This window comes from Piscinibacter lacus (genome assembly GCF_016735685.1).
In the GTDB taxonomy this organism is placed as follows: domain Bacteria; phylum Pseudomonadota; class Gammaproteobacteria; order Burkholderiales; family Burkholderiaceae_C; genus Aquariibacter; species Aquariibacter lacus.
This window is the reverse complement of the sequence record NZ_JAERRA010000001.1, coordinates 54716-68935: the sequence shown is the minus strand read 5'-3', so window position 1 is coordinate 68935 and position 14220 is coordinate 54716. Positions and strand designations below refer to the sequence as shown.

At 70.6% G+C, this 14220-nt stretch carries 10 protein-coding genes; 1 reads left to right on the top strand and 9 read right to left on the bottom strand.

Annotated features, from left to right (window positions below):
- Position 1: 1 nt before the first annotated feature.
- The 9 genes from JI742_RS00310 to JI742_RS13755 all read right to left on the bottom strand — a co-directional run bounded on the left by JI742_RS00310 (position 2) and on the right by JI742_RS13755 (position 11820).
- Positions 2-787 carry a type III pantothenate kinase gene (locus JI742_RS00310; protein WP_201822858.1) on the bottom strand — a complete coding sequence of 262 codons (786 nt, stop codon included), beginning with the start codon at positions 785-787 and terminating at the stop codon, positions 2-4.
- A gap of 86 nt (positions 788-873) precedes the next feature.
- Positions 874-1683: a uroporphyrinogen-III C-methyltransferase gene (gene cobA / locus JI742_RS00305; protein ID WP_201822857.1), complete on the bottom strand. Its 810-nt coding sequence runs from the start codon at positions 1681-1683 to the stop codon at positions 874-876.
- A 48-nt stretch (positions 1684-1731) separates the two neighbouring features.
- Positions 1732-4728, bottom strand: coding sequence for a nitrate reductase (locus tag JI742_RS00300; RefSeq protein ID WP_201822856.1), 2997 nt, complete (start codon positions 4726-4728; stop codon positions 1732-1734).
- 28 nt (positions 4729-4756) lie between these two features.
- Complete coding sequence (gene nirD / locus JI742_RS00295; RefSeq protein WP_201822855.1) at positions 4757-5182, bottom strand: nitrite reductase small subunit NirD; 426 nt, start codon at positions 5180-5182, stop codon at positions 4757-4759.
- Between the two features lie 48 nt (positions 5183-5230).
- On the bottom strand, positions 5231-7699 hold the full coding sequence (gene nirB / locus JI742_RS00290) for a nitrite reductase large subunit NirB (RefSeq protein ID WP_201822854.1): 2469 nt from the start codon (positions 7697-7699) through the stop codon (positions 5231-5233).
- Between the two features lie 126 nt (positions 7700-7825).
- Positions 7826-8638: an ABC transporter ATP-binding protein gene (locus tag JI742_RS00285; RefSeq protein ID WP_201822852.1), complete on the bottom strand. Its 813-nt coding sequence runs from the start codon at positions 8636-8638 to the stop codon at positions 7826-7828.
- A 28-nt stretch (positions 8639-8666) separates the two neighbouring features.
- A complete protein-coding gene (ntrB, locus tag JI742_RS00280) occupies positions 8667-9584 on the bottom strand; it encodes a nitrate ABC transporter permease (protein ID WP_201822849.1) in 918 nt (305 codons plus the stop codon).
- A gap of 76 nt (positions 9585-9660) precedes the next feature.
- The gene (locus JI742_RS00275; RefSeq protein WP_236676716.1) at positions 9661-10890 is read right to left on the bottom strand and encodes a CmpA/NrtA family ABC transporter substrate-binding protein; all 1230 of its coding nucleotides are present in this window, start codon (positions 10888-10890) and stop codon (positions 9661-9663) included.
- Between the two features lie 297 nt (positions 10891-11187).
- The gene (locus tag JI742_RS13755) at positions 11188-11820 is read right to left on the bottom strand and encodes an ANTAR domain-containing response regulator (RefSeq protein WP_350309609.1); all 633 of its coding nucleotides are present in this window, start codon (positions 11818-11820) and stop codon (positions 11188-11190) included.
- Positions 11821-12435: 615 nt separating this feature from the next.
- On the opposite strand from JI742_RS13755, the gene JI742_RS00265 reads away from it, so the two are divergent.
- On the top strand, positions 12436-14187 hold the full coding sequence (locus JI742_RS00265) for a methanol/ethanol family PQQ-dependent dehydrogenase (RefSeq protein WP_434057641.1): 1752 nt from the start codon (positions 12436-12438) through the stop codon (positions 14185-14187).
- The last annotated feature ends 33 nt before the right edge of the window (positions 14188-14220 follow it).

Genomic DNA, 14220 nt, shown 5'->3' with positions numbered 1-14220 from the left:
CTCAGCCCGCGGCGGCCCGGTCGCGCTCGCGCGCCTCGGCCACGGCCAGCAGGCCGTCGAAGATCAGGCCGTCGACCAGCTCGTGCGGCACGCTCAGGTGCGGTGCCATCTTCCAGCCGGCGCCGCCGCTCATCACCACCCGCGGCGCCAGGCCGCAGCGGGCAGCCAGATGGTGGTGCATGCGCTCGATCGCGCCGGCAATCGCATAGGTGCCGCCGCTGGTCAGCGCATCGCTGGTGTTGGTCGGGAAGGGCACGACTTCGCCGGTCGGCACGCGCAGGCCGGCGGTGCCCGATTCCAGGGCCCGCAGCATGATGCCGTGGCCCGGCAGGATCAGGCCGCCCAGGAAGCGGCCCTCGCTGTCCAGAGCATCGACCGTGACGGCCGTGCCGACCATCACCACCAGCACCGGCCGCCGGTCGCCGGCCTGGCGCTGCCGCCAGTGCGCGCCGATCAGCGCCACCCAGCGGTCGCTGCCCAGCCGGGCCGGATGGTCGTAGCCATTGCTCACCCCGGCCTCGCGCAGCGCCGGCACCACCCAGCGCGGCGGCAGGCTGTCCCACAGCTCCAGTTGCTCCTGCACGCGGCGGCGCACCGTGTCGCCGGCCACGCAGCAGCCGATCATGGCCTCGGGTGGCGGCAGAGCCGCCCAGTCGCGCTCGGCCAGTTGCTCGATGTGCTCCAGGAAGACCACGCCCTGCGCCAGCGGCCCGCTGCCGGGATCGGCAGCCGCATGCAGGGCCCATTTCAGGCGGGTGTTGCCGACATCGATCGCAAGCAGGCTCATGGCGGGCGCATGATGCCACCGCGCTGGGCGGCCTTCCGCATCGCGGCCAGCGGCTCGGGGCGAAGCCGGCGGCGCTCGGGAAGGCCTCAGCCCAGGCGGCGCAGCCCAGGCTCAGCCGCTGCGCCCGCCAGCGCCTCGCGCGCCAGCGCGGCGGCGTGCAGCACTTCGCCGATGACCAGCACGGCCGGGCTGGCAAAGCCCTCGCGGGCGATCAGCGCGGGCAGCCCGGCCAGGGTGCTGACGCCCAGGCGTTGCGCCTCGGTGTGCGCGGCCTGCACGACGGCGGCGGGCGTGTCGGCTGGCAGGCCGCCGTCGATCAGGGCCCGGGCGATGGCCGCGCTGCGCGCCACGCCCATGTAGACGACCAGGGTCAGGGCGCTGGCCCGCGCGGCGGCGGCCAGGCTGGGCCAGTCGGGGCCGGCGCCGCCGTCCTGCGCATGGCCGGTCACCAGCACCAGGCCGCGCGCATGGCGGCGGTCGGTCACCGGGATGCCGAAGGCCGCTGGGCCGGCCACGCCGGCGCTGAGGCCGGGGACGACCTGCACGTCCAGCCCCGCCTCGCGCAGGGCATCGACTTCCTCGCCGCCCCGGCCGAAGACGAAGGGGTCGCCGCCCTTGAGCCGGACCACGCGCCGGCCGGCGCGCGCCTCGCGCACCATGAGCTGATGGATGAAGGCCTGCTCGGTCGACACGCAGCCGCCGCGCTTGCCGACCGCGAGCACCCGCGCCTCGGGCTTGAGCAGGGCGAGCACGCGGCGGTCGACCAGGTCGTCGCAGAGCACCACATCGGCCGCGCCGAGCAGGCGGGCGGCGCGCAGGGTCAGCAGCTCCGGGTCGCCGGGGCCGGCGCCGACCAGCCAGACGGTGGGCAGGGCGGCCGGGGCGGTAACGGTCATGGCGGACTCCTTGGAAGGGGGCAGGCGGGGGCGGGGCCGAACCGCGGCTCAGGCCGTGGCGGCGGTGCGCGGGCAGGCCACGTCTTGCACCATGCGGCGCAGCTCGGGCAGGCAGGAGCCGCAGGACGTGCCGCAGCCCAGCGCGGCTTGCAGGCCGCCCAGCCGTTCGGCCGCGCTGCCGGGCAGGCCGGCCAGCGTGCTGCGGATGGCCGGCTCGGATACGTCCAGGCAGTTGCAGACCTGGCGGCCGCGGGCGGGCCGGGCCGCATCCTCGGCCGGCGCGGCCGGATGGGGCGCGAGCAGGCTGCGGGTGTGCGCGCCGATCGGCAGGCGATCGGCCCACCAGCCTTGCAGCCAGGCGGCGGCCGGCTCACCGCGTGAGCCGGCCGCCACGGGCGCGCTGACGCTGCTGGGGCCGCGGCGGCGGGCGGGTTCGGTGGCCGGGCCGGTGGCAGTCGGGGCGGCGGCGGGCAGGGCCTCGGTCATGCCGTCGGCACCGACCAGCGGGCCGGCGATCAGCAGGGTCTCCAGCCGGGCCGCCGCGCCCGGGCCGGCCAGGCGCAGCAGGCGGCGCTGGCCGCCGCGCGGGTCGGCATAGCGCAGCAGCAGGCCGCGGTCCAAGCCGAGCAGAGCTTCCAGCGCGGCCAGGGCCTCGGGGGCCAGTGCGGTCTCGGCGGCCAGGTGCAGGCGCAGGCCCGGTCGGTCGCCCAGCGGGTCGTCGGCCGCGACCGGCGGGGCGGCCACCGGCACCAGGCTGCGGTGGCGCAGGCCGGCTTGCGCATCGGCCCAGGCGCGCAGCGCGCCGCGCAGGGCCGGCAGCTCCTCGGCCGGCAGCCAGCAGGCGGCGAACAGGCGCCAGGGCAGGGTGGCCGGCCGGATGGCGATGGCGGCGTGCTTCAGCTCCGGCTGCTGCGACTGCGGATCGACCCGGCGGTGCATGAGCTGGTTCACGCCGGCCCGCAGCCGGCCCTGGGCATCGCGGCCGGCCAGCACCGCTTCGCCCCAGTGCATGGCGACGAAGGCTTGCAGCGGCGCGACCCGCGCATCGGCCTGCACCGGCAGCACCAGGCTGCCGCGGCGGCTCTTCAGCTCGGCCAGCTCGCCTTCGCGCAGGCCGCGGCGGGCCAGGTCCTGCGGATGCATCTGCACGACCGGCTGCGGCGCATGCGCCCACAGCCGGGCCACCGTGCCGCTGCGGCTCAGGCCATGCCACTGGTCGCGCAGGCGGCCGGTGCTCAGGGCGAAGGGGTGGCGCGCATCGCAGGGCTCGGCCACTGGCTTCCAGGGCGTGTCGATGAAGCGGGCGCGGCCATCGGCGGTCGCGAAGCGGAAGTCGGTGTAGAGCCGGGCCGTGGCCGGCGCATCGGCATCGGCGCAGGGCCAGTGCTGCGGGCCTTCGGCCTCCAGCCGGGCCCAGCTCAGGCCGGTGATGTCGAGGTCGCGGCCCCGGGTGCTTTCGCGGTGCTCGTTCCAGACCGCTTCGGGCGTGGGGTAGGGAAAGAGCGTGGCCCGGCCGGGGCGCAGCCGCGCTTCCAGGCGCTGGGCCACGTCGACCGCGATCTGCCAGTCTGCACGCGCCTCACCGGGGGGCGGCACGGCGGCGCGCACGCGGCTGATGCGGCGCTCGCTGTTGGTGACGCTGCCGTCCTTCTCGCCCCAGGTGGCGGCGGGCAGCAGCAGGTCGGCCAGGGCGGCGGTCTCGGTGCCGCCGAAGGCTTCCTGCAGCACGACGAATTCGCAGCGGGCCAGGGCCACGCGCACCAGGGCCTGGTCGGGCAGGGACTGGGCGGGGTTGGTGCAGGCGATCCACAGGGCCTTGATCTCGCCGCGGGCCGCGGCCTCGAACATCGCCATCGCGGCCTGGCCGGGCTTGTCTGGCACGGCGTCCACGCCCCAGAGCGCGGCCACCTCGGCACGGTGCTGCGGGTTGGCCAGGTCGCGGTGGCCGGACATCAGGGTGGCCATGCCGCCCACCTCGCGCCCGCCCATGGCATTGGGCTGACCGGTCAGCGAGAAGGGCCCGGCGCCGGGCCGGCCGATCTGCGCGCAGGCCAGGTGCAGATTGATCAGCGCGCTGTTCTTGGCCGTGCCGCTGCTGCTCTGGTTCAGGCCCTGGCAGTAGAGCGAGAGGGTGGCGGCGCGCTGGCGGGCCTCGGCCGGCGCCGCATCGGCCCCGCCCCAGGCAAACCAGCGTGCGGCCTGCACGATGGCTTCGGCCGGCACGCCGCAGATGCGCGCGGCCTCGCGCGGGCCCATGGCATGCACCTGGCGCTTGATCGCGTCCCAGCCGGTGGTGTGGCGGGCGATCCAGGCGGCGTCCACCCATTCCTCCCAGACCATCACATGCAGCATGGCGTGGAAGAGCGCCACATCGCTGCCGGGCTGGATTTGCAGGAAGAGGTCGGCGTCCTCGGCCGTGTCGGTGCGGCGCGGGTCCACCACGATGATCTTCATCGCCGGATTCGCGCGGCGCGCGTCCTCGATGCGGCGGAACAGGATGGGATGGGCCCAGGCCGGGTTGGCGCCGGCGATGAAGAGGCAGCCGGCGTGGTCGAAGTCCTCGTAGTTGCAGGGCGGCGCATCGGCGCCCAGGCTCTGCTTGTAGCCCGCCACCGCGCTGGACATGCACAGCCGCGAATTGGTGTCGACGTTGTTGGTGCCCAGCAGGCCCTTGGCCAGCTTGTTGAAGACGTAGTAGTCCTCGGTCAGCAACTGGCCGGAGAGGTAGAAGCCCAGGGCATCGGGGCCGTGCTCGGCGGCGATCGCGGCGAAGCGCTCGGCCACCTGGTCCAGGGCGGCGTCCCAGGCCAGCGGCGTCAGCGCGCCGCCGCGTTGCAGGCGCTGCATCGGCTGGCGCAGGCGCTCATGCCGCTTGATGGGCGCGGTGGCGGTCAGGTGCAGGGTGCTGCCCTTGCTGCACAGGCGGCCGAAGTTGGCCGGGTGGGCGGGATCGCCGCGCACGCCGGTGATCTCCTCGCCCTCGCTCGTGATGATCACGCCGCAGCCGACGCCGCAGTAGGGGCAGGTGGACTTCGTTTCGCGCATGGCGGGCTCGGGCAGGGGGCGGGCCGGCTCAGGCGCGGGCGTCGGCGGGCGCCGGGGCGGCCTCGCCGGCCGGGGTCGGGCCGCAGCTTCCGCGGCAAGGGGCCAGGCCGGGCTCAAGCGCCAGGCTGCGCAGCTCGGCGGCATCGAGGAAGACCTGACCGGCCTCCACCTTGACCGCGAAGGTCGGCGTGCGGCCCTCGTCGGGCGCCTGGGCGCAGCCGTCGGCCAGGCCGATCGTCCAGTTGTGCAGCGGGCAGGCGACGCGCTCGCCGAAGACGATGCCCTGCGACAGCGGCCCGCCCTTGTGCGGGCAGCGATCGAGCAGGGCAAAGACGCGGTCGTCGGCGGTGCGGAACACGGCCAGCTCCGCGCCCGCGGCACGCCGCACGCGGCGGGCGCCGAGCTTGGGAATGTCCTCGACGCGGCAGAGCGGCTTCCAGTCTTGGGGGCTCATGGGGTGATCCTGGAAAGAGAAGGGGGCAGCGGAGGGCCGATGCAGCGATCATTCCAGCGACAGCGGCTCGAACTGCCGCACGTCGACCTGGGCCTTGGCGTGCTCGAACCAGGGGTCGGGCTCGCCATCCAGCGCGAACTGCAGGCGCTCCCACAGGGCCTTGCGGTTCGCGGCGTCGTCGAGCACGCGAGCCTTGATGTGGTCCAGACCGACGCGCGCCAGGTAGTGGCAGGTGCGCTCCAGGTACCAGCCCTCCTCGCGGTAGAGCTGCAGGAAGGCGCCGGCGTACTCCAGCACCTCCTCGGGCGTCCGGACCTTGCAGAAGAAGACCGCGACCTCGGTCTTGATGCCGCCGTTGCCGCCGATGTAGAGCTCCCAGCCGGAATCGACGCCGATCACGCCGACGTCCTTGATGCCGCTCTCGGCGCAGTTGCGCGGGCAGCCGCTCACCGCCAGCTTGACCTTGTGCGGCGCGTACATGCGCCAGAGCGCGCGCTCCAGGTCCTTGCCCATCTGCGTGCTGTCCTGGGTGCCGAAGCGGCACCACTCGCTGCCCACGCAGGTCTTCACCGTGCGCAGGGCCTTGGCATAGGCATGGCCGCTGGGCATGCCGATCTCCTGCCAGACGGCGGGCAGGTCTTCCTTCTTCACGCCGAGCAGGTCGATGCGCTGGCCGCCGGTCACCTTGACGGTGGGGATCTGGTACTTGTCGGCCACGTCGGCGATGCGGCGCAGCTCGGCCGCGCTGGTCTCGCCGCCCCACATGCGCGGGATGACGCTGTAGGTCCCGTCCTTCTGAATGTTGGCGTGGCTGCGCTCGTTGATGAAGCGGCTCTGCGGATCGTCCACCGCCTCCTTGGGCCAGGTGGAGAGCATGTAGTAGTTGATCGCCGGCCGGCAGCTCGCGCAGCCATTGGGCGTGCGCCAGTTCATCTGCGCGAAGACGGCGTCGTGCGTGGTGAGGTGCTGCACGCGGATCGCGTCGCGCACGGCCTGGTGGCCGTGCTCGGTGCAGCCGCACATGGCCTTGGTGGTGGGGGTGGCAGAGTAGTCGCCGCCCGCCGTGCTCATCAGGATCTGCTCGACCAGGCCGGTGCAGGAGCCGCAGCTCGCGCTGGCCTTGGTGTGCTTGCGCACGTCCTCCAGCGTGAACAGGCCCTTGTCCTGGATGGCCTTGCAGATGGCGCCCTTGGTGACGCCGTTGCAGCCGCAGACCTCGTCGCTGTCGGCCATGGCGGCGGCCTTGCTCTGGCCCTGGTGGCCGGTGTCGCCCAGGCTGGATTCGCCGAACATCAGGCGGTCGCGGATCTCGTGGACGGGCTTGCCTTCGCGGATCAGCTTGAAGTACCAGCTTCCGTCCACCGTGTCGCCGTAGAGGCAGGCGCCGATCAGCTTGTCGCCGCGCACGACCAGCTTCTTGTAGACGCCCCCGTAGGGGTCGCTCATCACGATGGCTTCGCTGCCCTCGCCGCCGATGAAGTCGCCGGCGCTGAACAGGTCGATGCCGGTCACCTTGAGCTTGGTGCTGACCTGGCTGCCGGTGTAGCGGCCGATGCCGAAGCCGGCCAGGTGGTTGGCGCAGACCTTGGCCTGCTCGAACAGCGGCGCGACCAGGCCATAGGCCACGCCACGGTGCGCGGCGCATTCGCCCAGGGCGTAGATGCGCGGGTCGGTCACGGTCTGGAGCGTGTCGCTCACCACGATGCCGCGCTGGCACAGCAGGCCGGCCGATTCGGCCAGCGCGGTGCTGGGGCGGATGCCGGCGGCCATCACGACCAGGTCGGCGGGGATCTCGCGGCCGTCCTTGAACTGCACGGCCATCACCCGGCCCGTCTTGTCGCCGATCAGTGCCGCAGTCTGCGCGCCGATCATGAACTTCAGCCCACGCTGCGCCAGCGAGGCTTGCAGCATCTGCCCGGCCGTCTCGTCGAGCTGGCGCTCCATCAGCCAGGGCGCGATGTGCACGACCGTGGTCTGCATGCCGCGCAGCATCAGGCCGTTGGCGGCTTCCAGGCCCAGCAGGCCGCCGCCGATGACCACCGCATGGCGGTAGCGGCTGGCCGCGTCGATCATGGCCTGGGTGTCGGCGATGTCGCGGTAGGCGATCACGCCCGCCAGCTCCTTGCCCGGCACCGGCAGGATGAAGGGCAGGGAGCCGGTGGCCAGCAGCAGGCGCTCGTAGCCGGCCTCGATCACCTGGCCGTCGGGGCCGGTGGCGCGCACCACGCGCTGCACGCGGTCGATGGCAGTCACCGTGCTGCCCAGGTGCAGGGTGATGCCGTGCTCGGCATACCAGCCCAGCGGATTCAGGATGATCTCGTCGACCGTCTGCTCGCCGGCCAGCACCGGGCTGAGCAAGATGCGGTTGTAGTTGGGATGCGGCTCGCTGCCGAAGACGGTGATGTCGTAGGCCTCGGGCGCGAGCTTGAGCAGCTCTTCAAGCGCGCGCACGCCGGCCATGCCATTGCCGACCAGGACCAGCCTGGGGCGCGCTTGCGGGGGAAGGTCGTTCTTCATGCGGTTACCTCCGGAAGGTTTGGCGACGGCGTTCGGGGCAGGGCTCCGCCGGGGCCGGGCCGGATGGGCTGCGGCGGGGCGGGGTCGGTCGGGATCGGCGGCCGGCGGGGCCGGCCGCGGGCGGGCCTAGGCGGCGTCTTTCTCGACGTGGGCCTGCTTGCGGTAGAGGAACTCCAGCACCTGCTCGCGGCTGGCCAGGTAGCCGGCGTCGTGGGCCATCGCCAGGCGCGGGCGCAGGGCCTCGCGCAGCGGCGGCAGCGGCACCTTCAGCACCTCGCCGATGGTGGCGGCCGGGCCGTTGGTCATCATCACGATGCGGTCCGAAAGCAGCACGGCCTCGTCGACATCGTGGGTGACCATGACCACGCTCGCGCCGGTGGCGGCAACGATCTTCATCAGCTCGTCCTGCAGCCGGGCGCGGGTCAGGGCGTCGAGCGCGCCGAAGGGCTCGTCCATCAGCAGCAGCTTGGGCTCCATGGCCAGGGCGCGGGCGATGCCGACGCGCTGCTTCATGCCGCCGGAGATCTCGTGCGGCCGCTTGGCCTCGGCCTGCGTCAGGCCGACCAATGCCAGGGCGGCGCGGGCGCGCTCCCGGCGGCGGGCCTTAGGCTCGCTGGCGGCGAAGACGCTGTCCACGGCCAGCAGCACGTTGTCCAGGCAGCTCAGCCAGGGCAGCAGCGAGTGGTTCTGGAACACCACCGCCCGCTCGGGGCCGGGGGCGGTGATCTCGCGGTTGTCGCAGAGCAGCACGCCCTCGCTGGGCCGCAGCAGGCCGGCGATGAGGTTGAGCAGGGTGCTCTTGCCGCAGCCGGAGTGGCCGATCAGGGTGATGAACTCGCCGCGCTGCACGGTGAGATTGATGTCGCGCAGGGCATGGAAGCGGCCCTTGCGGGTCGAGAAGACCATCTCGACGTTCTCGATCTGAAGGTGGGGATGCATGGGGTACTCCTTCGTGCCGGGGGCCGGATCAATCGTCGTAGCTGAAGCGCCTGGCGACGAACATCAGCGCCTGTTCCAGAAGCAGGCCGACGATGCCGATCACGAAGATGGCGATCAGGATGTGCTGCACGTTCAGGTTGTTCCACTCGTCCCAGACCCAGAAGCCGATGCCGACGCCGCCGGTCAGCATCTCGGCCGCCACGATCACCAGCCAGGCGGTGCCGACCGAGAGCCGCACGCCGGTCAGCATGTAGGGCAGCACGGCGGGGAAGAGGATCTTGGTGACGATCTTCCACTCGCTCAGGTTCAGCACGCGGGCCACGTTCAGGTAGTCCTGCGGCACGCGCTGCACGCCCTGGGCGGTGTTGAGGATCATGGGCCAGATGGAGCAGATGAAGATGGTCCAGATCGCGGCCGGGTCGGCGCTCTTGAAGACCAGCAGGCCGATGGGCAGCCAGGCCAGCGGCGAGACCGGGCGCAGCAGGCTGACCAGCGGCGCGACCATCTGGTTGAGCAGGCTGAAGCGGCCGATCAGGAAGCCCAGCGGGATGCCCACCGCCGCGGCCATGCCGAAGCCCACCGCCACGCGCTCCAGCGAGAACAGGATGTTCCAGCCGATGCCCTGGTCGTTGGGGCCCTTGTCGTAAAAGGGGTCGGCGAAGAGCGCGACCGCCGCGTCGAAGGTGGCGCCCGGGCTGGGGATGCTGCCCGGCTTGAGGGTGAGCAGGCCCCACAGGCCGACCAGCAGCGCCATGCCGGCGAGCGGCGCGCCGATCGCGATCAGGCGCGCTCGCCAGTCGATGCCGGCCCGGCTGCGGGCGGGCACGGGCGCGCTGGCGGCAAGTGGAGAAGCCGCCGCCGCGGGGGCGGCCGGGGGAGCGGCGGAAGCGGCGGCAGCCGAGGCGGCCGCCGCTTCCAGCGGGGCGTGGAAGACGGCACTGACCATGACGGTCTCCTGCGGGTCGAACAGAGGTCGGGGTGCGGCGCGCGCGGCCTGGGCCGCGGCGCGCGGTGGGGCGGGATCAGGCCGCGCGGATCTTGAAGCTGTCGGCGTACTTGGCCGGGTCCTTGCCGTCCCAGCTCACGCCGTCGATCAGCTTGCTGCTGCGCATCGCGTCCTTGGGCACGCTGACCTTGAGCTGCGCTGCGGCCTGCTTGTAGAGCTCGATCTGGTTGATCTTGCGCGCCACGCCCAGGTAATCCGGATGCTCCTTGAGCAGGCCCCAGCGCTTGTGCTGGGTGAGGAACCACATGCCGTCGGACAGGTAGGGGAAGTTCACCGAGCCGTCGCTGAAGAACTTCATGTGGTTGGGGTCGTCCCAGGTCTTGCCCAGGCCGTTCTGGTAGCGCCCCAGGATGCGCTGGTTGATCGCATCGACGCTGGTGTTCACATAGGACTTGGCGGCAATGGTCTCGGCCATCTTGACCTTGTTCTGCAGGCCGGCGTCGATCCAGCGGCTGGCTTCCAGCACGGCCATGATCACGGCGCGTGCGGTGTTCGGGTACTTCGCCACGAAGTCGCCGGTGGTGCCCAGCACCTTCTCCGGATGGTCCTTCCACACGTCCTGCGAGGTGGCGGCGGTGACGCCGATGCCGTCGATGATGGCGCGGTGGTTCCAGGGCTCGCCGACGCTGAAGCCGTCCATGTTGCCCACGCGCATGTTGGCCACCATCTGCGGCGGCGGCACGGTGATGACCTTGGCGTCCTTCATCGGGTCGATGCCGCCCGAGGCCAGCCAGTAGTACAGCCACATGGCGTGGGTGCCGGTCGGGAAGGTCTGCGCGAAGGTGTACTCGCGCTTGTCGGTTGCCATCACCTTGGCCAGCGAGGCGACATCGACCGCGCCCTTGTCGGCCAGGGCCTTGGACAGCGAAAGGGCCTGGCCGTTGTGGTTGAGGGTCATCAGCACGGCCATGTCCTTCTTGGGGCCGCCGATGCCCAGGTGCACGCCATAGACCAGGCCGTAGAGCACATGGGCCATGTCAAGCTCGCCGTTGACGAGCTTGTCGCGCACGCCGGCCCAGGAGGCTTCCTTGCTCGGGACGATCTTGATGCCGTACTTCTTGTCGAAGCCGAGCACCGAGGCCATCACCACGCTGGCGCAATCGGTCAGCGGGATGAAGCCGATGCGGACCTCCTCCTTCTCGGGCTTGTCCGAGCCGGCGGCCCAGGCCCCCGGGCTCACGCCCGCAGCGCCCAGGGCCGCGACGGCAGCCGAGCCCTTGATGAAGTCGCGTCGTTGTTCACTCATGAGACCCTCGCGCTGGGTGGACGTCATCACTGCACCTGTAAGAGACCAAGAAAACGAAAAAGGCGTCGCGGGCGTGCCGAAGCCTCTGGGGCTTCGACGACGACCGGACGCCTTTGTCCGAACCATTTGGGGTGCAGCACCCACGCCGTTGCGGGCGCTGCGCAAGGACTCTTGCGAAGACCGTGCCAGCCTCCGGATGGGGTCCAGGCCGCTGGACCGGGCCGGCAAGCCGCGGCGCGGCGCGGCAACGGTGCACGCAGGGCCTCGCCCTGGTGCCCGCGCACCGGCAGGCGGCGCTCAGGCCGGCCGCAGCCAGCTCTGCGCGTCGATCACGCGTTCGGCCGCTTCGTGCAGCTTCATGCCGCGGTCCATGGCCAGGCGGCGCAGGCGCTTGTGGGCGCCGTCCTCGTCCAGGCCCTGGCTGTCCATCAGCACGGTCTTGGCCTGCTCGATGGTCTTGCGGTGGGCAAGCTGGCTTTGGGCCTCGTCAAGCTGGGCGCGCAGCGCGGCATCCTGCTCGTAGCGGGCGATGGCCACGTGCAGCACGGGCGCAAGGCGCTCGGCTTGCAGGCCGGCCACCACGTAGGCGCTGACGCCGGCCTTGATCGCGGCACGCATGGTGTCGGTGGCCGCGTCTTCGGAGAACACGACCACCGGGCGCGGGTTGCGCGCCGAAAGCGTGGCCAGGTGCTCGAGCGTGTCGCGGGTCGGGGACTCGCTGTCGACGATCACCACATCGGGCTTGAGCCGTGACACGCAGTCGTGCACCAGCGTTGCGGCATCGAGCACGCCGACCACTTCGCAACCCTGGCGGGCCAGCTCCGCCTGAATGAGGCCAACGCGGTGTGCTCCGTCATCGACCAAGAGCACGCGCAGGCCTGCCGCCGCGGGGCGGCTGGGGTCGGTCGGTGCGGGCAGGTCTTCGGACACGGCGGCTTCGGGGCGGTCGCAGGAGAGGTGCCCCGGGGTTTGCAAGAGCTGTACCCCGGCGCGTCCGGTCGCTTGATGCCTCCGCCGGACCGCTCGGGGGCACGATCCCCCTCGACTACGGGTAGATCCGGGGGTGGCCGGGCGAGGTCTCGAGGCCGACAAGCTGTCGACAGCCGCGGACCTGTTGTCGAGCCACCATCCTCCTCCCGAGGGCTCATCCGGGCCGGATTCCCGGTGCAGACGCACGCAAACCGGCGTTCTCCGGGCGAAGTGACACAGGCTTGGGTCAGTGTGTTCGAAAGATGCGCCGGAACCGAAGCAAAAACCGCCGACAGGGGCTTGACAAACAGCGCGCCTTGCGTTTTGCGGCATGGCGTTTACCCGATTTGCCACCCTCACCCTCGGAGGTACAAATCCCAGGCGCTGAAGCACACCCCTCGGGGCGATGCACTCAGCGGTTCCGGTCGGCACGTGGAGTCATGAGGGAACGTGTGCTGCAACGTGCGGGCCGGAGAGAGTGCTTGGCAACAGTTCTTCCGATCAACTACGGAGACATTGATGAAGACCGAAAAGTTCATGCTGCGCTCGCTTAGCGCTGCCGTGCTCGCGCTGCCGATGGTCGCGTCCGCGAACGCCGACCTCGAAAGCAAGATGGCCAACCCCAAGAACTGGGCGGCCCAAGCTGGTGACATGTTCAACCAGCGTTACAGCAAGCTGAACCAGATCAACGCCAGCAACGTTGGCAAGCTGCAAGTGGCCTGGACCTTCTCGACCGGCGTGCTGCGTGGCCATGAAGGCTCGCCGCTCGTCGTCGACGGGATGATGTACCTGCACTCGCCCTTCCCCAACAAGGTGTTCGCGATCAATCTGGACACCCAGAAGATCGTGTGGAAGCACGAGCCGAAGCAAGACCCGGCCGTGATCCCGCAAATGTGCTGCGACACCGTGAACCGTGGCCTGGCCTACGCGGAAGGCAAGATCTTCCTGCAGCAAGCCGACTCGATGCTGGTCGCCATGGACGCCAAGACCGGCAAGGTCCTGTGGTCCACCAAGAATGGTGACCCGAAGCTGGGCGCGGTGAACTCCAACGCCCCGCACGTCTTCAAGGACAAGGTCATCACCGGCATCTCCGGTGGCGAGTGGGGTGTCCGCGGCTACATCGCCGCCTACGACATCAACACCGGCAAGCAAGTGTGGAAGGGCTACAGCGTTGGCCCCGACGCCGAGATGCTGATCGACCCGAACAAGACCACCACCTGGATCGATGGCAAGGTTCAGCCGGTTGGCAAGGACTCTTCGCTGAAGACCTGGCAAGGCGACCAGTGGAAGATCGGCGGCGGCACCACCTGGGGCTGGTACAGCTACGACAAGGCCACGAACTCGGTCTACTACGGCACCGGCAACCCCTCGACTTGGAACCCGGCGCAGCGCCCGGGCGACAACAAGTGGTCGATGTCGATCTGGTCGCGTGACGTGGACACCGGCAAGGTCAACTGGGTCTACCAGATGACCCCGTTCGACGAGTGGGACTTTGACGGCATCAACGAGATGATCCTTGCGGACATCGATGTCAAGGGCAAGCCCACCAAGGCCCTGGTGCACTTCGACCGCAACGGCTTCGCCTACACGCTGGACCGCGTGACCGGCGCCCTGCTCGTCGCCGAGAAGTATGACCCGAAGGTCAACTGGGCCACCCACGTCGACATGAAGACCGGCCGCCCGCAGGTCGTGTCGAAGTACTCGACCGCCCAGAACGGCCCGGACGTCAATACCAAGGGCATCTGCCCGGCGGCGCTTGGCTCGAAGGACCAGCAGCCCGCTTCGTTCGACCCGAACACCAAGCTGTTCTACGTGCCGACCAACCACGTCTGCATGGACTACGAGCCGTTCAAGGTTGAGTACGTCGCTGGCCAGCCGTACGTCGGCGCCACCCTGTCGATGTTCCCGGCCCCGGGCAGCCACGGCGGCATGGGCAACTACATCACCTGGGACGCGGGCAAGGGCAAGATCGTCCAGTCCAAGCCGGAGAAGTTCTCGGTGTGGTCGGGTTCGCTCAACACCGCGGGTGGCATCTCCTGCTACGGCACGCTGGAAGGCTTCTTCAAGTGCGTCGATGCCAAGGACATCACCAAGGAGCTGTACAAGTTCCGTACGCCGTCGGGCATCATCGGCAACGTGTTCACCTACGAGCACAAGGGCAAGCAGTACATGGGCGTCTTCTCGGGCATTGGCGGCTGGGCCGGTATCGGCATGGCGGCTGGTCTTGAGAAGGACACCGATGGCCTGGGCGCCGTGGGTGGCTACAAGGAACTGGGTCAGTACACCGACCTCGGTGGCTCGCTGACCGTCTTCGCGCTGCCCAACTGATCGGCCGCAAGCCGACTGTAGGGTCAGTGATTA